Source organism: Bacillus sp. FSL K6-6540 (assembly GCF_038007545.1).
In genome coordinates, this window is sequence record NZ_JBBOXH010000001.1 from 1,983,687 (window position 1) to 2,005,719 (window position 22,033).

Genomic DNA, 22,033 nt, shown 5'->3' on the forward strand with positions numbered 1-22,033 from the left:
AGAGGCCGTACGGCACTGCTGCACACATCTGAAAGCCCGCTGCGGGGCCGTATCGTTCCTCCAATCGCTGTTGTCGCCGAATTTCAGGAATGATGATGACAGCGGAAGAAATTCGGCTCCAAAGGCAACCGCTTCGCTTTTCCGGAATCGATTCGCCCTCTCCGCTGGTCCGCGTGGGGTCCAACCCCCTCCATATCCTCTCCCAATTGGTCGGGGAAGGGAGAGAGGTGGAAGCCCGCTGCGGGGCTGTATCGTTCCTCCAATCGCTGTTGTCGCCGAATTTCCTGGAATGATGATGACAGCGGAAGAAATTCGGCTCCAAAGGCGACCGCTAACGCTTTTCCGGAATCGATTCGCCCTCTCCGCTGGTCCGCGTGGGGCACCCCCCTCCATATCCTCTCCCAATTGGTCGGGGAAGGGAGAGATGTGGAAGCCCGCTGCGCGGCCGTATCGTTCCTCCAATCGCTGTTGTCGCCGAATTTCCTGGAATGAATGTTACAGCGGAAGAAATTCGGCTCCAGTCAATGCTTTCGATGGGAGTTTTCCGTTGGAAAACTTTCGGGCGAGCGCTAACGCTTTTCCGGAATCGATTCGTCCGCTCCGCTGATCCGCGTGGGTCCCCCATCCTCCCCCTATTAGGATGGGGGAGGGGGCAAAACGCAGCGCAGCAGAGCGTGCGCAGTTACATAAACCATGCAAACGAGCCGTTCGGGGCATACATCCCGAACGGCTCGTTTGCATTTACCCCCAGCCCCAACCATCGGCAGGGCGGAAGTAATCACCCGCGCGAATGGTTGAGGCTATGGAGGCCACGCTCGGCGCAGAGCAGAGGAGGCCTCGCTTGGCGACGAAGCACGGCATTGCCGTGTTTCGAATGCCAACGCCATGATTGAATCAGCTTCAACGGAGCAGGCGGAATTGTTCTGGAGAAGCGGCAGCGGTCCCCTTTATCCGCGGATTTCCACATTGTCTATCCATTCGGATGAAATCCGGGGGTAACAGGGATCGGAAGAACAATCCGCATGCGGAGTGATGTACAACCCTCTTTTTTAGCAGCGTATGCTTTGAAATCCAGTTATGAATTTCGTTGCCAACGGTTCGCCGATCATCACAAGTTAACATCCCATGAAACACCCACCGCAGCCCCATGGCATAATTACTGACGTCCGTGCCCCAACACAACATCAGATTACCATAAATAGTAATGATCCTCGCCTACTCAGTCCCTGCGCAGGGAATTACAATTTGTAATAACCAAGGAGATTGAATCAATAGAAAGGGGGAGACGAGTCGATGAAACCCACGTTAGAACCATCGCCCGCACCGCATAGAGAGATGAAGCCAAAACGAGGGTATTGGGGGCGTTTAGGGTCCGATATATGGAAAGAGTGGGATCTTTATCTGCTGCTCGTGCCGGGCATTTTGTTCATTTTACTGTTCAAGTACACGCCGATGTACGGGATCACGATCGCATTTAAGGATTTCAACATCTTCACCGGATTTGCCGACAGCCCGTGGGTAGGATGGAAGCATTTCGAGAAGCTGTTCACGTCGCCGGATTTTGCTCAGGTATTCAAAAATACGGTCATCATCAGCTTCCTGAAAATCGTGATCTTGTTTCCGCTCCCTATCATTATCGCACTGATGCTCAATGAGCTGAGGCATATGGTATTTAAACGCACGGTGCAAACCGTCATCTATCTTCCGCATTTCTTGTCCTGGGTCATCGTTGGCGGATTGTTTATCGATTTGCTCTCAACGAATGGAGGAATCGTCAACAAATTGCTGGTGTCGCTGGGCATGGAGCAGATTGCGTTCTTCCTGGACAACAGCGTGTTCCGCAGTGTGCTGATCACGTCGGCCGGCTGGAAGGAAACAGGCTGGAGCACCATCGTATACTTGGCAGCGTTTACAATGATCGATCCGATGCTGTATGAAGCGGCGAAGATCGACGGGGCCGGACGATGGAAGCAGCTGTGGCATATCACACTGCCGGGGATTGCTCCAATCATTGTCCTGATGTTTATCCTGCGGCTGGGGAATGTGCTGGAAGCGGGAACCGAGCAGATTCTGGTCATGTACAATCCTGTGGTGTACCAGGTGTCGGATGTCATTGGTACCTATGTTTACCGGCAAGGCCTAGGCAACCAGGATTACAGCTTCTCGACCGCGGTCGGCTTGTTCGAAGCGGTGATATCGTTCACGTTGGTCATCATCGGCAATGCCATGAGCAGAAAATACTTACAGCGCGGGATCTGGTAAAGAAAGGGTGGCATAAATGGATCACAAAAAAGCTTTGGAAGGAACTAACACCACCCGAGGTGTCATCAAAACGTCGTTCTCGGAAAAATGCTTCTCGGTATTCAATTATACGTTCTTTATCGTGATGGGTTTAACGACCCTGCTGCCTTTCCTGAACCTGATCGCCAAATCCTTGAGCAGCGAGGGGGCCGTCATATCGGGCAAGGTGGGGCTGCTTCCGGTCGGGGTTCAATTCGAAACGTACAAGTACGTGCTGCAGGATTCCATGTTCTTGAATTCGCTCAAGGTGTCCATCTTTCTGACGATCATCGGAACGGCTTGCAGCTTGTTTTTGACCACGCTGACGGCTTATCCGTTGTCCAAATACCGGCTGCGCGGACGGAAAGGCCTTCTGTTGATCTTCGTATTCACGATGCTCTTCAGCGGCGGACTGATTCCGACTTACCTGCTCATGCAGAATTTGAATCTGGTGAACTCCTTCCCGGTGTTATTCCTGCCGGCGATGGTGAACGTGTACAACATGCTGATCATCAAAAACTATTTCGAGGGTCTTCCGGATGAGCTGGAGGAATCCGCCAAGCTGGACGGCGCGGGGAATATCCGGATCTTGGTATCGGTCATCGTGCCGCTCTCGCTCCCCGTCATGGCAACGATCGGATTGTTCTTTGCGGTCGCTTTCTGGAACGACTATTTTGCAGCGATGATCTACATTACCGATCCGGCGATCAAGCCGATGCAGCTGTACCTGAAGGAACTGTTGGTTTCGTCCAGCGGGGATTTCCTGAAGGATAATGTAGACGCCGCGATCAACGCTACTCCGCAGTCCATACAAGCTTCCTCGATCCTGCTGGCAACGATCCCGATTTTGCTGGTGTATCCGTTCCTGCAAAAGTATTTTGTCAAAGGCGTGCTGGTGGGTTCGGTAAAAGGCTAGATTCATCAGGTTTTCTGAAGATATCAGAAAGTATAAACTTTGGAGGATCTGCCGCTTGAATATCGCAAGAAAAACTACCGCTAAACGCGGTCTATCTTCTTTGAGAGTACGTCGATAGACGTTTTTCTTAACATGATTATAATTTCCGGGGTCCCCGCAAAGTACCTGAATGGACTTCGGAGCAAGGCCCCGCTTTGTGGGGTTATCTTATAAAGGTGGTGATGCGCTTCGTATTGCTCAGCTGGCAGAATTCATTGAATTTCTCAATCACAAGGAGGGTTATCCATGATCAAGATTAAAAAATCCGCGGTACTGGCCGGGATTCTCGGATTCACGCTGGCGCTGTCCGGATGCGGCGGCGGGGGAGGCGGCACAACGAACACGCCGGCGGCTCAACCATCGGACACACCGGCAAGCACCCCGAAAGACGACGGGAACAAAGACACAACGGCTGAAAAACCGGGGCTGCGCATGATCATGCAATATGGATTGTTTGATCCGAAGACCGAATATGTAGCCAAGTACATCCAGGAGAGAACTGGATTTAATGTGGAATATGAACTGCTACCGGCAGAGAACGCGGATGAGAAGCTGAACCTGCTTGTAACCGGTAAAAATAATTATGATATCGTGAAATTAAATGCAATGCAGTTTTATAATCTCGCATCTGCAGGAGCCCTGGAGCCAATCGATGAGCTTCTTGAATCTCATGGGAATTATATCAAACAATCCATAAAACAAGAGTCCTTTGGCAGTGCAACGATCGACGGGAAAATCTTTGGTATCCCAGAGACAGGGGCAGGCGTAAGCATCGGCGAGGCACTGGTGGTCAGACAGGATTGGATGGATGAATTAGGCCTAGCTACACCTACAAACACCGATGAGCTTTACAATGTGCTTAAAACAATTAAAGAGAAGAAGAATGTTATTCCACTCACAGTGAGCAATAAGGCTCCAGCTATCTATGGCAACATTGCCGCAACATTTGGCGTTTTCACCGATTGGAAGGAAGTCGATGGCAAATTGGTGCATCGGGCTGAACTGCCTGAAATGAAAGAATATCTTACTTTTATGAACAAACTGTACAAAGAAGGATTGCTTGATACCGAGACCCCAATTAATACCGCACAGAAATCGATTGAAAAATTTTCGGGTGGTAAAGCTGCGATGTATGAACTGCCTTGGTGGAGCGCCGGGACAACGATTGAGGCACTGACGAAAAATTCCCCGGAAGCAAAAACATCCATTATCCCATACCTGAAGGGCAAAGATGGTAAGGCTGCTATTGGAGTTAAAACGAATACAACTTGGTATGTGGCTATCCTGAAATCTTCGAAGAACAAGGAAGCTGCCATGGATTTCCTCAATGCGAAGATGGAGCCTGAGACATTTAAAGGCATAGCGCTTGGTAAGGAAGGCGTACACCATGAAGTTAAGGATGAGAAATACTATCCGATTCTGCCGATATTTAACGATGAACTGAATAATGCAAGCAACTTCCTAACCGGGGTAGATGAAGAAAAGTATCCGATCTACTGGCAAGCACGTGTACGTAAAGATCCTGTTCTTCAGGCGCATTTCGAAGAGTATCAGAAAAATGCCGAAGGAATTATGGTTGTAGATCCTATGTCGACAGCTCCGCCTATTGATGCCGTATCCAAAAACCAGCTGAAATTGTCGACCATGCTCGATGACAATGTGCTGCAATTCATTTCCGGAGCGAAGCCGATTGATGCTTACGATCAATTCCTGGCTCAATGGAGAGCCGAAGGTGGAGCCGATATGGTGGCCGCAGCAAATGAATGGTTTCAATCCACGAAGTAAATGACCTAAACGAAAAAGCAGTCTGCGCAAGCAGCTGCTTTTTCAAAATTCGTAAAGGGGGTGACTGTTGAATTTATATTCACGTGATCGTTCATTCTGAATAAAAGAAGGGTGGTATTCCTTGATGTATCGTTTATTTCGCAGGCGGATCGCGCTGCTCCTCAGTTTGTCGCTGATCGTATCGCTCATCGTGCCGATTGGTTCCTCCGCGTTCGCGGATAACGAAATTCCCCCGGCTCAAAGCGCGGTTCCCGAACCGGTTACGCTGGTCTCCCAAGGCGGAACCAGTCTGGAATTCACGGATATCAACGTGGCAGGCGACGCGCTGGAGAGCAAAAATGACTACTTGGCGCTGTACACGAGCGGTGCTTCGGTTACGGGCTCCGTGTACACCGATGAGGTATGGGTTCCCATGCTTCATGTCGCGGTATCGGTGGATGCCGGCGGTCAAGTGCTGGACATTCTCGGACCGGACGTCGATCCTCCGACGGCCTGGGATCCGGGCACGCTGCTGCCGATTCCGGCCGGCGGTTATGTCGTCGTGGCAGGCGGGACGCTTCCGTGGGAGCAATCCGCTTTTCAAAAGCCTCTCTTTAATCAAAACAAAACAGGAGATTCGGTGAAGCTGATGCGCGCGGGCGTCGAAGTGAAAGCAGCCGATTTCCTGCCGGATCAGCCGGGGCCAGGGCCGGATCCGCTGCCGCCGGAGCTGCATCTGCTTACGCCAAACGATGCGACCGTGGATATCCCGGTCATTGAGATTGCGGGTTTTGTGGCGAACTATGCCGAGGACCTGGATTTAAGCGTGACCGTCAATGGCGATGAAACAGCGCTTACGGCGGATGGCGTGTTCCGCACGAATGTGTATTTGGAGCCGGGTCCGAACGCGGCTGAGGTAAAGCTGATTAAGGGAGACGGCGAATTGGCCGCCCAAACGCTGAACATCGTGTACGAACCGATCGAGAACCAGGATTATATTGAAGTCGAGGCGGCTCCGAAGGATATTACGATCGACATCGAAGGTCCGCGCAAGAAGCTGGATTACGTCGATAAGGATGTCACGGGCGTGCCGAACATCGTGGCGGTATTTACGAGAGATTACGGCAGCTCCATCACGATTCCAAAGACCAATGTGGCCGTGCAGGTGGATGCCAACAACCGCGTATTGCTGGTGGTCAATCCTTCGATCAACGGCAAGCCTCCGGTGTGGACCGGTCCGACCGATCTTGAAATACCCGAAGGCGGTTATGTGCTGATGGCACAGGACAACAGCTATGCAGGCAACAACATCAAGCGGTATTTGGCCGAGAACTTCAAGGTCGGCGACATGATCAAGCTGCGCAAGAACGGGGAAGTGGTTCAGGTGCGCGACATCATGAGCGGCAACGGCCTTATTGCACGGCTCACGCTCGATAATCAGACGATGTACACCGTAACGGAAGGCAGTACCGCCATCACGGGGCGCATTGACAACATAGACGATGTTGCGGCGATCAAGCTGCTGGTGAACGGGAACGAGATTCCGTTTGAAGCGGATGGCACCTTCACTCATAATTATACGTTGACGAACGGTACCAACTATATCGAAGTGAAAGTGATGAAGAATGACATCGAGCAGGATGTGCGTCATTTGGCCGTGTTTGCCAGACCTGGTTTTTCTCCGGAAAAAGAAGTCATTCTCTGGGTGGACCAGGCATCCAATGCAAGAAAGTTCAAAACCAGCGAGGATGTTTTGGCATTTCTGCAAAAAGCTAAGGAAACGGGCGTGACTTCGGTCGCGTTTGACGTGAAGGGCGTTGAAGGCTATGTTTCGTACAAAAAGAACGATTTGACGGGCAGACCTTACGTCAGCGAGATCAAGGCACCCGAAAAGGCGGGGGCAAGTCCGGATCTGGACCTGCTGCAGGAGTTCATTGACCATGGTCATGCCCTGGGATTAGAGATCCATGCGGCGATCAACGTGTTTGCCGAAGGATCGATCGCCCATAACGAGTATGCGGTTCTGAACGACCACCTCGACTGGGAAGAACGCGTGTATTTCCCTGAAAACAACGGCGAGATCAAGCGTCTGCGCGAAAGCAAAAAGCAGGGCCTGGTAGCTTTCGTCAACCCGTCCAATGACGAGGTCCGCGATTACCAGCTTAGAACGTTCGAGGAAATCATCAAGAATTACGACGTGGACGGGGTTGTACATGACCGCAGCCGGTATGACAACGAAGGGGCCGATTTCAGCGACGAAACCCGCGTGAAATTCGAGCAGTTTTTGCAGGCCCGGGGCAAGCAGCTTGTCAATTGGCCAAACGATATCTTCTCCTATGAAAACAATGTAAGGGTATACGGCCCGCTGATTCAGGACTGGTGGGAATTCCGCTCGGGCACGATTCAGAGCTTCTTCGGCGAAGTGAAGGCGCTGGTGGATTCCTATGAAGTCTCAGAAGGCAGAAAGATCGAGGTATCCTCTTATGTAGGATCCTGGTATGAGACGTATTATCTAAACGGCGTCAACTGGGGCAGCAAGAACTTCCGGTTCAATCCCGCACTCGGCATGCCGGACGAGTCGGTGTATACGGAGGAATATTACCAAACCGGATACATCGAGTATTTGGATTTTCTGATGATCGGGGCTTATCAAACGACCAGTCAGGAAATCCAGAAATACATTACGCTTGGCAATATCGTAACGAACGGGGAAATTCCGCTGTATGCAGGCATTGCCATGAACAACGTGCAGGCGCCAGCCGTTCAACGCGAAGTATTCCAGGCGGGGCTGAAGTCCACGAACGGCCTGATGCTGTTTGACGCATCCCAGGTCAACTGGCCGATCGCGGCTGCCGCTCTCCAAGATAAGGAGTGGGTGAAGGACTACCAGCTCGGCATGAGCTTGCCGGGAAGCCCGAATTCGTTCCTTGAAGGCAATTTCTATAATATCAACCGGATCGAGGGCAACGTTAACGTGATGACGGAAGCCTTTGGATACTCCACGGGCACGAACCGCTTCGGGGTTGAAGTGGTTGTGGATAACTCGGGTCACGTGACGCGCGTAGTCAACCGGAACCAAGCGATCAACTGGAGCTGGGGAGCCCCGGAAGAGAATAACAGCGTCATACCTGCGGGAGGTTTTGTCATTTCTGCTCTGGATCCGTCAGGCACAAGAACGCTCCGCCAGCTCGTGGCCAATGCTTACAATACGGGCGACCAGGTTCGTTCGGCCGTATTAAGCGGGCTGATGGACGACGAAGGCAAGGAAACGCGCGCCAGCCAGCTTGCGTTGACAGGGCTGGTCGAAGTTCTCGGACCCGGCCAAGCGGCCGTGAAGGTGAACGGTGCCGATGCGACCCTGTCGGCGAAAGGTGAATTTACAGCGAACGTGCCGCTGCAAACGGGGGCCAATTCGATCACCGTGGACGTATTCGTTGACGACTTCAAAACAAACAGCAAGACGTTTGAGGTCATCCGGACTTCTACGGGAGACGGCGGATCCGATCCGGGAACTCCGGGCGGAGGATCCGGTTCACCGGGTGGAGGAACGACGCCGCCACCTCCAAAACCGACCGAACCCGAGCGCTTGAACATCAAGAAAGAGACGGCACCGGACGGCAGGACGGTCATCATAGCGGATGCAAACGAGAAGTCTTTGCTCGATGATGTGGCACGGCTTAGCAAGCTGCCGGCGGCTTCACGCTTGCTTACGTATACGGTAACCGACGCTTCGGATTCCGTCGTTCTTCACTTGCCGGTTCAAGGGCTGAGCGCTGCCGTGAAAGACCTGCCGGGGGGCTCCATCGTGTTGGAATCCTCCCAAGGCCGATTGGAAATTCCGCTCCAGTCGCTGACGGAAGCTATGCAGCAGCGAGGGACGGCGGAAAGCTTGCAGATCCGCGTCGGGTTTGCTTCGAAAGAAGAAGAGGACCGGATGAAGGCAGCACTGGAGGATGGAGCCTCCATGCTGGATGCACCGCTTGCCATAACCTTGGCGTGGAAACAAGGTGACAAGTTGTCGACTCTTCCGGCACTGAAAGGACCTTACGCAAAGTTTACGAAGGTTCTATCCCGTGTCGCCAGTCCATCCCAAACGACGGTGCTGCGGATGGATCCGGCATCCGGCAAGCTGGTCTTCGTACCGGCGTTCATTCGCACATCGAACGGTACCTCCCAAGCGGAGTTCAAATGGAGGGAGAGCGGGGTTTATTCCGTTGTCTCCCATGCGAAGACATTTGAGGATTTAAGCAGTCATTGGGCCCGCGAGGACGTATCGCTGCTGGCCTCGAAAAAATTGATTGAAGGACTGAGCGATACGCGTTTTGGTCCGAACGAGCCGATCACGAGAGCACAGTTCACGGCGATGCTCGTCCGTGCGCTCGGGTTGAAGGATCAGGGAGCCGACACGGGCTTCCAGGACGTGAAGGCAAACGATTGGTTTGCGTCCGCTGTCGCTACGGCTGTGGAGAATGGGCTGATCGAAGGCTTCAGCAATGGCACATTCCGTCCGGACGAGGAGATTACCCGTGAGCAGATGAGTGTCTTGCTGCTCCGGGCGCTGAAGCTTGCCGGCAAGGATCTGGAGACAGGAGACTCCGGCTCCATATTGGAAGGGTTCAAGGATCGTGACCGCATCGCATCCTGGTCTGAAGAGGCCGTGTCGGCCATCGTCCATTCAGGTCTGATGGAGGGACGTTCTTCTGACAAGTTCGTTCCAAAGGCACATTCTACCCGTGCTGAAGGAGCGGTCGTATTAACCAGAATGCTGCAATTGGCAGAATTTATTAACCGTTAAAGCCAAAGACCCGTTCGATCCTATCGAACGGGTCTTAGTTATGTACCAGGGAGTCGCACATAAGTAACGACCTATTTAATACGGATAGATTATTATCGATCCGTATAATAGTGATTATTTTTTATTCTTTATTCTTAAGTAAACCCATCTAACTATCAACAGAATCAGTAAGGAGGTTGTTACGTACCAAGGAGTTGCGTTACCAACGAATCTGCCGAGCAAGAAAACACCGATAAATAGAAGGATGAATATAACAACGGCCAGAGACTTAACCATTATGATCGTTAATTTATCCATAAGAAACTCTCCTAGAAGAACCAATTAAATCTAATTCCAACAGCTATAAATAAAATGATCCAACCCCACAGAACCCATAATCGAAAAGGACGCGGGATAATTAAATATTCCGAATACAGTTTGAGTATAATCTTCAACCGTTTCCCCCCCTGTTTGAGCGTGAGACTATAACAGACTTTCTAAATCTAAGTGGGGTTTTAGTGCATCGCTGCGGCTATCGACCCAGCCTTCAGTTGAATAGCTTCATCATCAGTCGCGGGATATATAACACGGTATCAGATATGAGGGTAACGATGTTTGCCCAGTTTTCTATACGGGATCTTCCAAACCTGAATTTTTTCATATTAAGCACCTCGCTTCAGAATCAGATCAGCTTCTTAAAGTAAATAGTACGCTGGAATCTGTACAAAGTTCCAATAAATAGGAGGTGAGCGGATGTACCGAAACCTGCTTCGTGCATGCAGGAGGCTTGGCATGGTATGCCATGGATATTGGACTAATGCACATTCTGATCATCATTGCCAAAATGCCCTGTCTAAGGGCATCCGTTTACATAAACTGTACCATACCATCACACAAGGAGGTTTATATCGATGAGCTACGACAAATGCTGCTACGGCGGCGGGTACGGATCTTCGGTGGGCATTGTTCTGGTATTGTTTATCCTGTTGGTGATTGTATTAAGCACCTTTTGGATTTAAGTCATGGTGAGCATCCTCGTCAATCATAATGCCTTTCGGATTCGCTCCAGCATGTCGCCGGCAAACGCGACGAGTCCATCCGGTGCGGATTCCGCGGGTTTCCCGGCTCCGCCGGTATATTGATGCAGGGCATGCTCGATCATCGGGTGATACTGCGAGGGAAGTGCGCGAAGCCCCCATTCGCCTCCTTCTTTTTTGGAGGACACCACGCCTTCCCTCAGATAGTACAGCACCCGGCAAAGGTTCAGCGTGTAATACACAGGAGAGGCGGTAATATCCTGTACCGCACTCTCTACATCCTCGAGGACGGCTTGGACGTAATAGGAACGGTCCACGGGCGGGAAGACCTCGCGAACGGGTTTGCCGTACAGTGCAATGCCCCGATGATAGATCACGGTATAATGGGCGGCCAGGTCCGCGTCTTGGAATCCGCCGCATAGGTAATCGTCATCGGCCAGATACCTCTCGCGATGGAAGGCGGAGTAGTGGAATTCGAATGGTGGCGGATAAACGAGCTCCCGGAGACTGGACTCCAGGACCAGGCTCAGTTCCAATCCCTGCTGATTGGCCATTCCATCGTGGAGGGCTATGAGTTTGTTGGCAAGCCGCCTTAATTGATCCCGGGACGGCTGCCTTGCTGCCACGACCAGCAGATCCACGTCGCTTGCTTCCGGGTTGAAACAGTCCATAGCCAAGGAACCATGCAAGTAAACGCCGACCAAATGGCTGCCAAGCTCCTCCGTAAACAAGTCCACCGCTTGATCCAAAACCGATTGCGTGTCCAATCGTACCCCCACCTTCATTTAAACGATATTTTTATCCATTATGGTAGGGTGATCTTTCCGTTGTCAATGATCATTCCTTCCCCCGTATTATGAGGAAAAGGCAGCAGGAGGGCGGAAAGAAGCAGGGGAACGGAACGTACATATCGAAGTGAACACGGGACTATGTTTAGAGAAAGGGCGGAGTTATGGGCACTTTTAATGAGAATCAGCCTAGCGCTGTGGAGATCTACGCGATCCGGAATTCGGATCATATGCGCGACGAAACGTTTCGGGCCTTGTTCCAGACGCTGTCCCCTGATCGACAGGAGTATGTGTCCAAGTTCAGAAGGGCTAGCGATTACCAGCGTTCGGTGCTTGGCGATGCCTTGGCCCATCGCATGCTTCGGGATAAGCTGGGACGGGAACGGACGAATATGGAAATCATCAGAAACGCTTACGGCAAACCATTCTTGAAGGATCATGATAACCTGCATTTTAACGTCTCCCATTCCGGGCAGTGGGTCGTGTGCGCCGTCGGCTATGAGCCGGTCGGGATCGACGTCGAGAAAATGGAGAACATCGATATGGATATCGCCAAACGTTATTTCCATAAAACCGAGTTTAACGCGCTGCTTAACTTCCCTCCATCCGAACGGCTTTCCCGCTTCTTTGATTTATGGACGCTAAAAGAAAGCTACATCAAGGCCGTTGGCAAAGGCTTGCATTTGCCGCTGGATTCTTTTGTAATGGAGCGGCAAGGCGGTGAATGGGAGTGGGCACCCGTGGTTGGCGAGAACGGAGGAACCTACTATTTTAAGCAATATGCGCTGGAAGAAGGGTACAAGCTGTCGGTGTGCAGCATGGACCGCCATTTCCCCGATCAGATTCAATACGTAACGGCTGATGAGTTATAAAATGGAAAAACCAAAACCAGCTAGAGGCGTTGCCCTTGAGCTGGTTTTTGCAGCGGTTCTATAGCGGCGGCGGATCAGACGGGCCGGAGTGCCGGCCATGCCAGCTCGATGCCTTCGCTTACGAGCTTCTGCTGGAAGCTGGCGAGTCTATCTTCGTCGTTCCGAACATCCGTCGGCAGAATGTCATGATCCAGGCAATGGCTGATGCAGTATCCGGCGGCCTCGCCGATGTTCCATTCTACAGGATGCAGCCGGTAGCAGCCGTTCGTAATGTGGGTGACCCCGATGTTTTTGCTGGCCGCCAGCACATTCTTCATCCGCTTCGGTATTAAGCTGCCCAGCGGAATTTGGAATGGCAGGGAAGAGATATCAATGTAAGGACGCTCACCCGTGCTCGGGTGCAAATCGATCCGGTAACAGCCGATACCGACGGAATCGTGGAACGTTTCGGCAACGCCGTCAGGGCGCGATTCGGTTGCCACATGCTGTTCCAGGACCGTGAACTCGGCCTGAATTCTTCTGGACTCACGGATGTAAGGGTACATGGCCATTCCGTCTTCCGTTCCAACCACATCGGGACGCAGACGCAGTCCGGGATAACCCTGTCCGCCATCCGGCCGGGGCACCTCGGTTTGAAGCCAGTACAGCAGGGACAAGCTGAGCTGTTTGGCTTGATCAATATGATGGTCGGCCTCTTCCTTCGGCACATCGATAATGGAGCCCAGCCAGTAGTCGTTCTGCGGCCAGTTCACTAGCGACACCGAACTGTCGAACGTACCTTCGGCAAAATGCTTCGGGTCCAGGATTTGACGGTATTGATAAAGCGGGAACTTGCCGTGTCCCGGGAAAATCTCATACTCGATCGGCTCATTCGTCGACGGCTTGACGGCGGTCAGGCTTAACAGCTTATCCGGCCAGAAATCAGGTTTATACTCCCGCCAAAAATCATAAAGCGCGGGCTTCTCAATCGTATGGTCTTCACCCTCCAGATAGTCGACGGCAAAACAATACGTAAAGCCCTGCATGTCCTGCGGCAGCGGATCGCCGTCGACGGCGTGCGGCTCCCCTGTCTGGGATTTGGACTCCGCACCGGTGACATATTCGATGCCTGCCAGCGGAAGCAGATCCCCGAGCTCGGTGGCATCCACGAAGAACGGGGCGCGGAGGACGATTTGATCCTCGGTTTCAAGATGACGCACGGTTACGCTGTCCACGCGATCCCCTGAAACGTCGGCAGACTCCGCCGCATATTGATACAGGATCGTCAGCCGCCCGCTGTGAATGTACGGGGCCAGCATTTGGTGCAGCACGGCGAGCGCCGTGCGGGGCTCATGGCATAGCCGGCTGACGATGCCGCTGCCGGGATTCAGCTGCACGTTGGATCTGGCCTTTGGCGTCATGGGAAAATTATCGCGATAGTACTGGCGGACGCCTTCGCGGAACTGCCGGTAGCTGCGCGTGCAGCCAAAGGATTCAATCCACGGATGCTCGTCGGGCGGAACCGCCTGGCTGGTCAGCTGTCCCCCGATCCAAGTCGTTTCCTCGGTCATGATGACGGATTTTCCTGATTTGGCGGCGGCAAGCGCAGCGGCTGTTCCTCCTGTCCCGCCGCCGAGAATGACGATATCGGCCTGCATTTCTCGTATCATGGCACAGATTCTCCTTTTGGGATGGTTTCGTAAATGATCAACAATCGGCACAAAAAGTGACTATTCTAATTGTAGATGCTCATCCTCAGGAAAAGTACGGGACAGAGGTGACCTTTTTTGGTAATCTGATGCCGTTTTACAAGGCTTATGATCCGGTTTTGTATTTGCTGCGATATTGCCCGGGCGTCATCCCCTCCAGCTTGCGGAAGGACCGGATAAAGTTCTGCGAATTGTTGTAACTCAGCTTCTCCGCAATATCCTTAATGGGCATATCGGTTTCGACAAGCCATTTCTTGGACATCTTGAAGCGGTATTGGGACAGGTATTCGCTGAAGGACATGTTGGTTTCTTTCTTGAACACGCTGCTTAGATAAAAATTGTTGTAATGGAGGCGCGAAGCACATTCCTCAAGCGTAATGTTGCGGTCGAATTCCTTGCGGATCATCTCGATCATCTGCTCGGAGAGATTCTGGTATTGAGAGTCCTGGCGATCCCGGAAAACACTTACCATCGGCCGGATGATCCGGGATTTAAACCAGCTCTCGATATCGGGATTGGTGTAGAGCCGAAGAAGCTCCTCCACGAGGGAGCTGTCCCGGATGTCGAGCTGCTCCAGCATGATCCCGTTCTCCTGCATCACGATCATCAGGTCATTCAACAGACGGATGAGCGAGATTTGATACTCATGCGGCGTCCGGTCCTTGCGAAACACCTCGTCCAGCCACTGCTTCAGGAGCTCCACGGCCCGTTCCTCGTCAGCCAGTTTGATGGCATCGATCAGCTCGTTCTCCACCTGCATCGGATAGAAATAGACCCGGGTATGCTTGCCGGAGTTCAGACTGAAATAAGGGACGATGACGCCGGTTCCCAGCTTGATGCGGTGTTTCAGGGCTTCGAGTCCTTCCTGGTAGGCGCGCGACGTTTTGGACAGGTTGTCGTAAGGCAGGCTGATGCCGATGCTGACCTCCAGGTCCAGGAAATTTCGCGTCGTCTTCTGGATTTCCTCCGATAGGGTATACACATAATCGTTGAATGCCTCAGGCGTAATGCCGCCTCGTCCGATGAGCGTAACCTGCGTAAGATCGATAATGACGGAGGGGAGCCGGTGGGAGGAGGGGATCATCTCCTCAATAATATTGTTGACGGCAAACAGCAGCAAATCCCGATCTTTGCGTTCATAGCGGGTTTCGTCCAGCATGTCGATCTGGAGGGTGAAAACCGCCAGCTGTTCCCATGCGGATACTTGCTCCTTGAAGCCGAACATCTCGATCTGTTCCATCGCTTCGGGCGGATTGATCTTGCCCAGGAACAGTTTATGGAGGAAAAAGGTGCGCACCTGTTGGCTCGTCTGCCGAAGCTCGCTGCGGAGCTTGGTATTCGAATTGAACATATCCCGGATATGTTCGTCGATGACTTGCAGCTCGCTCTTTTTGTTCGCTTGGATTTCCGGGAGACGCTCCACGATATTTTCGAAAATGTGACGGATCGGCGTATACATCTTCCGCGTTCCAAGCCATACAATCAGGACGCTGAAACCGATCATCAGCAGGCAGATATACAGCGTGAACCAGCCGATGGAACGGGACTCCTTCGTGATGGCGGACATTTCGGTGAAGGAGGCATACAGCCAGCCGTTAAAATCGGAACGGACGTACGTAACCGACACTTGCCTGTTGTCGATCTTCGTCTCGAACTGCCCCGATTTGCTGTCAAAATGGTCCAGCTCCGCCTCCGCATACCCGGTATCGGTCAGATATAGTCCTAGTTTCCTTTGCTCCGGATGCACAACGATCCGGTAATTGTGGTCCAGCACCATGACCTCCCGGGATTCGGAAGGGCTGTCCATCATGGCGGCAAGACTGCAGCTGGGAATGGTGGCAAGCGCGACGCCCCGGGCGCTGGAGGAGGAGAGCGGCATTTTCTTCACAAGGGCGATCGTATAAGGGCAGGCATAACTGAGCGTATCGCTGGAGCCGAGGGATTCGGTCTCCAGCATCATCCAATTGGAGTTTCCTTGCAGCTCGAGAAGCTTCTGGAGCGTCTCTTTGGAAGCGTATTCATTAAATTCGTACATGCCCCGGTTATTGATCAGCCAGTTGCTTGTCGCATTCGCAAGAATGACGTCCGTTACTTTGGTTTCGGGAGACTGCAGCAGACTCATCTCTTCTCTCAGTTTGTTATACAGCTGGAAGTCATAATAGGACAGGGGACGATATAAGGCGCTTTGCAGCATGTTGGAATTGATGACGTAATTCAGTGTATAGTCTACGGTCCTCAGCACCTGTTCAAGATTGCTGTTCGTTTGATTCATGATCTGGATGTTGCTGCTGTTGACATGGTTTTGTACGGAGGTGGATGATTTCATGAACGAGAAGAAGCCGAGGGCCACAAGAGGAATGATGCTGATGAAGCAGCCGAACAGGACCATTTTAGAATAAAAGCTACTTTTTGGATGCAATAGGTACACCTTCCTGTTTAACAAAGTGTATAATCATTGTATGGGCAACCCCCGTTACATTCAATAATCATTTCAAAATGAATAATCACTGGATTTGATCATCCTGGTTTGTCATGAAAAAAGATGTACATATGATATGATCGTCTCAGTCACTTGGGATCCGCAAGAAACATGGGGGAACGGAGGTAGAACGGATTGATGACCCGTCTGTCAAACTATGTTGTGCTTACGCTCGCTATCCTATTGGTATCGGCTGCTTGCATCACCATGGCCCGCTCATCGGGGGCGGATGGCGGAAATGCGTCTTTTGAACGCAGTACCCGCATTTCGATGATGGCCAACCTGCACACCACCGAGATTCCATCCGATCGGATCGAGAAAGAGATCGAGGAAAAAACGGGCGTTCAGCTGGACATCCAGTGGGTGCCGGACGGCAGTTATGATGAAAAAGTGTTTGCAGCGCTTGCGACAGGGACCTTGCCGCAAGTCCTCTATCTCAAGAATGCCGCATCCTTGTCCTACTTCAGGGATGAGATACGAAGCGGGCTGTTCTGGGAAATCGGCCCGTACCTTGACGGCTATCCGAATTTAAAGCGATTGAAGCCCGAGGTTTTAAGGAATACCGCTATTGACGGGAAGCTGTACAGCCTATATCAGGAGCGTGCCTTGGCCCGCTCGGGCATCATTTACCGGAAGGATTGGGCGGATCGGCTGGGGCTTCCGGCGCCGGAAACGCTTGACGATTTATACGAAATGCTGAAAGGGTTTACATTTAACGATCCGGACAACAACGGCATCGATGATACCATCGGCTTAACGGACCGCAACGACTTGATTTACGGGGCTTTCAAGACGATCAGCTCCTATTACGGAACGCCGAATCATTGGGGATGGTACAACGATTCGTTGCAGCCGGAATTCGTCTTTCCCCAGTATATGGAAACGATGAGATTCTTTAAGAAGCTGCATAGCGAAGGACTGGTGAATGAAGATTTTCCGATTACCAGCAAGACGGACCAGCAGGAGCTGTTCATTACGGGGAAAGCCGGGGTCTATATCGGCGCGATGGGGGACGTCCTGTCCCTGCAGTCGAGGCTGCTGGCGAATGACCCTGAGGCCGTACTCGATGTTCAGAATCGGGTTCGCGGGCCGGAAGGGTTCGGGATATGGGCTTCGCAGGGATACGGAACGGTCATCTTGTTTCCGAAGTCCGCGATCGCCACGGAAGAGGAATTGAAGAATGTGCTCTCCTTCTACGATGCGCTAATGAGTCCCGAGCTTGCCAACCTGATGTATTGGGGAATCGAGGGCACCCACTATACCGTACAGGATGGCAAAGCGGTGGCGGTGGATGCTTTTGAGCTGAGGGAGAAGGACGTGAAGCCTTACCAGGCTTTGATGGCCGGAAGCTTCAGCACCATCCCGGGCATGCTGGAGCCGGTTAACACGAATAAGGTCAAGGATAAAGCCGAGCGGCTGATTTATGATAATGAAAGCTTCCTCATCTATGATCCTACCGCACCGTTGGAATCTCCGCTGTATAACGAGATCGGCGTCCGATTGAATGAACGCATGCGGGACGCCACCTATCAATTCATGCTGGGAATGATCGATGAGAAGGGGTTCGAGGCGGAGATCGACCGTTGGCTTGAAGAAGGGGGCAGCCAGATTATCGAGGAATATGAAACTTCGTATCGAAGCACGGTGGGACCGTATCTACATGAGAAATACCGCTAGGGGATTAATTTCCCCGGCGGTTTTTTTTGTTGCCGTGCCTTGCCTGGTGATCCCATTGCCTATGTAATCATTAGATTTGATTCCCCCGGCTCCTTATGCCGGGCGCGGCCGAACTCCCCATATCCAATCGAAGGATTATATACGCACCGAGCTTCCGTCATCTAAGCTGTTTCTTGTCAGTCCCTAACCCAATTATAACGGAGGTCAGATGATGAAGAAGAAAAAAGCCAGTACCATCCTGGCAATTGTAACCGCTTTATCCGTGTTGGCGGGCTGTGGAGGCGGCTCCGCCCCTGCAGCAACCGGCAGCACAAATGGAGGTCCGGCGCAAGGCGAGAAACCAAGCGAACCGGTTGCCATCTCGATCATGGCCAACCTCCACACCCCTGAAGTTCCTTCCGACATGATTGAGAAGCTGCTCGAAGAGAAAACGGGCACCAAGCTTGACATTCAGTGGGTGCCGGACGGCACTTACGACGAAAAGGTCAATGCATCCTTCGCAACCGGAACGCTGCCGCAGGTGACGTATCTGAAGAATGCCGCTTCGCTAGTGAATATGCGGGACGCGATCCGCAACGGGCAATTCTGGGAAATCGGGCCGCTGCTGGATCAATACCCGAACCTCAGCAAGCTGAAACCCGATGTGTTAAAAAACACGGCGGTGGACGGCAAAATCTATGCGTTATACCGTGAAGTGCCTTTGTCGCGCCAAGGCATCATTTATCGCAAGGATTGGGCCGACAAGCTTGGGCTCAGCGCTCCGACCAATATTGACGAGTTCTATAATATGCTGAAGCAGTTCAAGGAAAAGGATCCTGACGGCAACGGCCAAGACGACACGATTCCGTTGACGGACCGGAACGACCTGATCTACGGGGCATTCAAAACGGTAAGCTCATGGCTCGGGACACCGAATAACTGGGGCGAGAAGGACGGCAAGCTGGCCCCCGAGTTCATGTTCCCCGAATATATGGAGACGATGAAATTCTTCAAGAAACTTCATCAGGAAGGGTTGATCAATCAGGATTTCCCGGTAACCAGCAAAACCGATCAGCAAAATTTGTTCATTACCGGCAAATCGGGCGTTTATATCGGAGCGATGGGAGACGTATCGAGCCTTCATCCCAAGGTCGTCGAAGTGAATCCGGATGCGGAGCTCGATGTTCAGAATAAAATCGAGGGAGGACCGAACGGCTTTGGAATCTGGTCGGTTCCCGGCTACGGCTCGGTGATACTCTTTCCGAAAACAGCCATCAAATCGGAGGAAGAACTGAAAGGAGTGCTTGCCTTCATGGATCAGCTGATGAGCCCTGAGCTCGGCAACCTGATCTATTGGGGAGTGGAAGGACAGCACCACCAGCTGGAGGAAGGCAAGGTCGTTCCTTCGGAGGACACCAAGCTGACCGATCGTGAAGTGAAGCCTTATCAAGCGATGCAGGTAGGCGGGCCGCTAACGATCGAAGGATTCTATGAGCCGAAGCACATGCTGCCTGTTAAAGCGAAGGCCGAGGAAATGATCGTGGAGAACAATGAATACCTCATAGAGGATCCTTCGGCTTCCCTGGACTCCAAGACGTTTAACGAAAAGGGCGTGCAGCTGCAGGAGATGATCAAGGACGGCACGTATCGGTTCATGCTCGGAGATCTGGACGAGGCCGGATTCCAAGCCGTCGTGGACAACTGGCTAAAGAGCGGCGGTCAGCAAATCATCGATGAGTTCAACGTTTCCTACGAATCTTCCAAATAACGAACATGCCAGCATCCCGAACGGCCGGAGACTGCAATGCTGCATTCTCCGGCAGGCTTCGGGGCAGAAAGGAAGTCTGAGATCATGAGCGAAACCGCAGTGAAGACCGGGATGCGCAAGGACGCCCCCACAATACCGGAGTCCGGTCGAAAGAGAAGAATCGTTAAAAACCGGGCGATCTATCTCATGATACTTCCGGGATTTTTATACTTCCTGATCTTTAAATACATCCCGATGTCGGGACTGATCATAGCCTTCCAGGATTATCAGGCTTATCTGGGCGTAACGGGCAGCCCCTGGGTGGGGCTCAAGCACTTTGAGCGGCTGTTTACCGAGCCGATGTTCTTCACGATATTAGGGAACACGCTGCTGCTGTTTTTCTTGAACCTGGCATTTTATTTCCCCGTGCCGATCATTCTTGCCTTAATGCTCAACGAGGTCCGGCGCGAAGCGTTTAAACGTTTTATCCAGACGCTGGTGTACATTCCCCATTTCATGTCGTGGGTCATCATCGTATCCATTTCGTTTGTCATGCTCTCGATGGATCGCGGCATCATCAATGAGCTGCTGGTTATGGCCGGATTCGAAAAAATCAATTTCCTGATGAGCAGCGAGTGGTTCAGGCCGATGTATGTCCTGCAGATCATCTGGCGTGAGGCCGGCTGGGGGACCATCATTTATTTGGCCGCCATGGCCGCGATTGATCCGGGTTTATACGAAGCATCCCGAATTGACGGGGCCAGCCGCTTTCGGCAAATGTGGCATATCACGCTCCCTTCGATTCGAAGCGTGATCGTCGTTTTATTGATTTTGAAAATCGGCGACGTGCTGGAACTTGGGTTCGAACATATCTATCTCCTCTTAAACTCGATGAACCGGGATGTTGCGGAGATTTTCGATACGTATGTCTACACCGCGGGTCTGAAGCAAGGACAGTTCAGCTTCAGCACGGCGGTCGGGTTCTTTAAATCGCTGATCGGTCTCATTCTGGTGATGCTGGCCAATTGGCTGGCCAAAAAGGCCGGAGAAGAAGGCATCTATTAATTATGAGAAAGGTGGACCGCTATGGTACAAGATAAAACGATATCGAGCCGAATCTTCGATATCGTGAACTACACGCTGCTGTCGATCATCGGCCTCGTTACCATTCTGCCTTTCCTTCACGTCATCGCCGGATCGTTCACGACGGTGACGGAGCTGGCGCAGAAGCAGTTTGTCCTGTTTCCGACCGTATGGTCCCTTGACGCTTACAAGTACGTGTTTTCGACCAATACGGTTTTTCGTTCGCTTGGCGTTTCCGTGGGCGTCACCTTCCTGGGCACTTTGTTCAGCATGCTGTTAACCTGCCTGATGGCCTACGGGCTGTCGCGCAGGGATTTGGATGGCCGAAATTTCATCATGTTCATGGTCTTGTTCACGATGCTGTTCAGCGGGGGGATGATACCGACCTTTCTCGTGGTGAAGGAAATGGGGCTCATCGATACGTATGCGGCCTTGATTGTCCCGACGGCGATCAATGCCTTCAACCTCATCATCATGCGAAACTTTTTTCAGAACCTGCCCGAAGGTCTGGAGGAATCCGCAAAAATCGACGGGGCCGGCGATTGGGGCATCCTGTTCCGAATCGTGATTCCGCTGTCGATGCCTGCCATTGCAACCATATCGCTCTTTTATGCGGTTACTTACTGGAATACGTATATGTCGGCGATTCTGTACCTGAATGACGCGGCCAAATGGCCAGTGCAGGTCATCCTGCGGCAGATCGTCATTCTTGCCAGCGGCTTGGCGGCCGATACCTCCGGCATGGACGAATTCGTCCGCCCGCCGGAGCAGACGGTGAAAATGGCGGTCATCGTCATTGCCACGCTGCCGATACTGTGCGTATATCCGTTCCTGCAGAAGCATTTTGCGAAGGGCGCGCTGCTGGGATCCATCAAGGGATAGAGAGGAGCGAAGGAGCGTGTTGGAAAAG

Annotated in this window: 14 protein-coding genes; 10 read left to right on the plus strand and 4 right to left on the minus strand. The window is 52.2% G+C overall.

Annotated features, from left to right (window positions below; translation table 11 throughout):
• Positions 1–83: 83 nt before the first annotated feature.
• Entirely contained in the window at positions 84–383 is a 300-nt protein-coding gene (locus tag MHH82_RS08685; protein ID WP_144374213.1) for a hypothetical protein, read from the minus strand.
• A gap of 910 nt (positions 384–1,293) precedes the next feature.
• Between MHH82_RS08685 and MHH82_RS08690 the strand changes: the two genes are divergently transcribed.
• From MHH82_RS08690 to MHH82_RS08710, 5 genes are all read left to right on the plus strand, one after another.
• On the plus strand, positions 1,294–2,262 hold the full coding sequence (locus MHH82_RS08690) for an ABC transporter permease (protein ID WP_015734114.1): 969 nt from the start codon (positions 1,294–1,296) through the stop codon (positions 2,260–2,262).
• A gap of 16 nt (positions 2,263–2,278) precedes the next feature.
• On the plus strand, positions 2,279–3,196 hold the full coding sequence (locus tag MHH82_RS08695) for a carbohydrate ABC transporter permease (RefSeq protein WP_015734115.1): 918 nt from the start codon (positions 2,279–2,281) through the stop codon (positions 3,194–3,196).
• Positions 3,197–3,481: 285 nt separating this feature from the next.
• Positions 3,482–5,020 (plus strand): extracellular solute-binding protein, encoded by a 1,539-nt coding sequence (locus MHH82_RS08700; protein ID WP_340965219.1) that lies wholly within the window; start codon positions 3,482–3,484, stop codon positions 5,018–5,020.
• 124 nt (positions 5,021–5,144) lie between these two features.
• Positions 5,145–9,794, plus strand: coding sequence for an S-layer homology domain-containing protein (locus MHH82_RS08705; RefSeq protein WP_015734117.1), 4,650 nt, complete (start codon positions 5,145–5,147; stop codon positions 9,792–9,794).
• 890 nt (positions 9,795–10,684) lie between these two features.
• On the plus strand, positions 10,685–10,792 hold the full coding sequence (locus MHH82_RS08710) for a YjcZ family sporulation protein (RefSeq protein WP_139083963.1): 108 nt from the start codon (positions 10,685–10,687) through the stop codon (positions 10,790–10,792).
• Positions 10,793–10,815: 23 nt separating this feature from the next.
• Here the strand turns inward: MHH82_RS08710 and MHH82_RS08715 are convergent, their stop codons facing one another.
• Entirely contained in the window at positions 10,816–11,577 is a 762-nt protein-coding gene (locus tag MHH82_RS08715) for an aminoglycoside adenylyltransferase domain-containing protein (protein ID WP_340965227.1), read from the minus strand.
• Positions 11,578–11,762: 185 nt separating this feature from the next.
• Here MHH82_RS08715 and MHH82_RS08720 point away from each other — a divergent pair, with 185 nt between their 5' ends.
• The gene (locus tag MHH82_RS08720; RefSeq protein ID WP_049788677.1) at positions 11,763–12,470 is read left to right on the plus strand and encodes a 4'-phosphopantetheinyl transferase family protein; all 708 of its coding nucleotides are present in this window, start codon (positions 11,763–11,765) and stop codon (positions 12,468–12,470) included.
• Positions 12,471–12,544: 74 nt separating this feature from the next.
• Here MHH82_RS08720 and MHH82_RS08725 read toward each other — a convergent pair whose 3' ends face one another.
• Both MHH82_RS08725 and MHH82_RS08730 read right to left on the minus strand, forming a co-directional pair.
• The gene (locus MHH82_RS08725; protein ID WP_340965231.1) at positions 12,545–14,119 is read right to left on the minus strand and encodes an FAD-dependent oxidoreductase; all 1,575 of its coding nucleotides are present in this window, start codon (positions 14,117–14,119) and stop codon (positions 12,545–12,547) included.
• 145 nt (positions 14,120–14,264) lie between these two features.
• Positions 14,265–16,577, minus strand: coding sequence for an AraC family transcriptional regulator (locus MHH82_RS08730; protein ID WP_340965233.1), 2,313 nt, complete (start codon positions 16,575–16,577; stop codon positions 14,265–14,267).
• 198 nt (positions 16,578–16,775) lie between these two features.
• Here MHH82_RS08730 and MHH82_RS08735 point away from each other — a divergent pair, with 198 nt between their 5' ends.
• The 4 genes from MHH82_RS08735 to MHH82_RS08750 all read left to right on the plus strand — a co-directional run bounded on the left by MHH82_RS08735 (position 16,776) and on the right by MHH82_RS08750 (position 22,005).
• Positions 16,776–18,314, plus strand: a complete 1,539-nt coding sequence (locus MHH82_RS08735) for an extracellular solute-binding protein (protein WP_340965235.1) — start codon at positions 16,776–16,778, stop codon at positions 18,312–18,314.
• A gap of 211 nt (positions 18,315–18,525) precedes the next feature.
• On the plus strand, positions 18,526–20,061 hold the full coding sequence (locus tag MHH82_RS08740) for an extracellular solute-binding protein (protein WP_036666144.1): 1,536 nt from the start codon (positions 18,526–18,528) through the stop codon (positions 20,059–20,061).
• An 84-nt stretch (positions 20,062–20,145) separates the two neighbouring features.
• Positions 20,146–21,105, plus strand: coding sequence for an ABC transporter permease (locus tag MHH82_RS08745; RefSeq protein ID WP_445661961.1), 960 nt, complete (start codon positions 20,146–20,148; stop codon positions 21,103–21,105).
• Positions 21,106–21,126: 21 nt separating this feature from the next.
• Positions 21,127–22,005, plus strand: a complete 879-nt coding sequence (locus MHH82_RS08750; protein ID WP_145035253.1) for a carbohydrate ABC transporter permease — start codon at positions 21,127–21,129, stop codon at positions 22,003–22,005.
• The last annotated feature ends 28 nt before the right edge of the window (positions 22,006–22,033 follow it).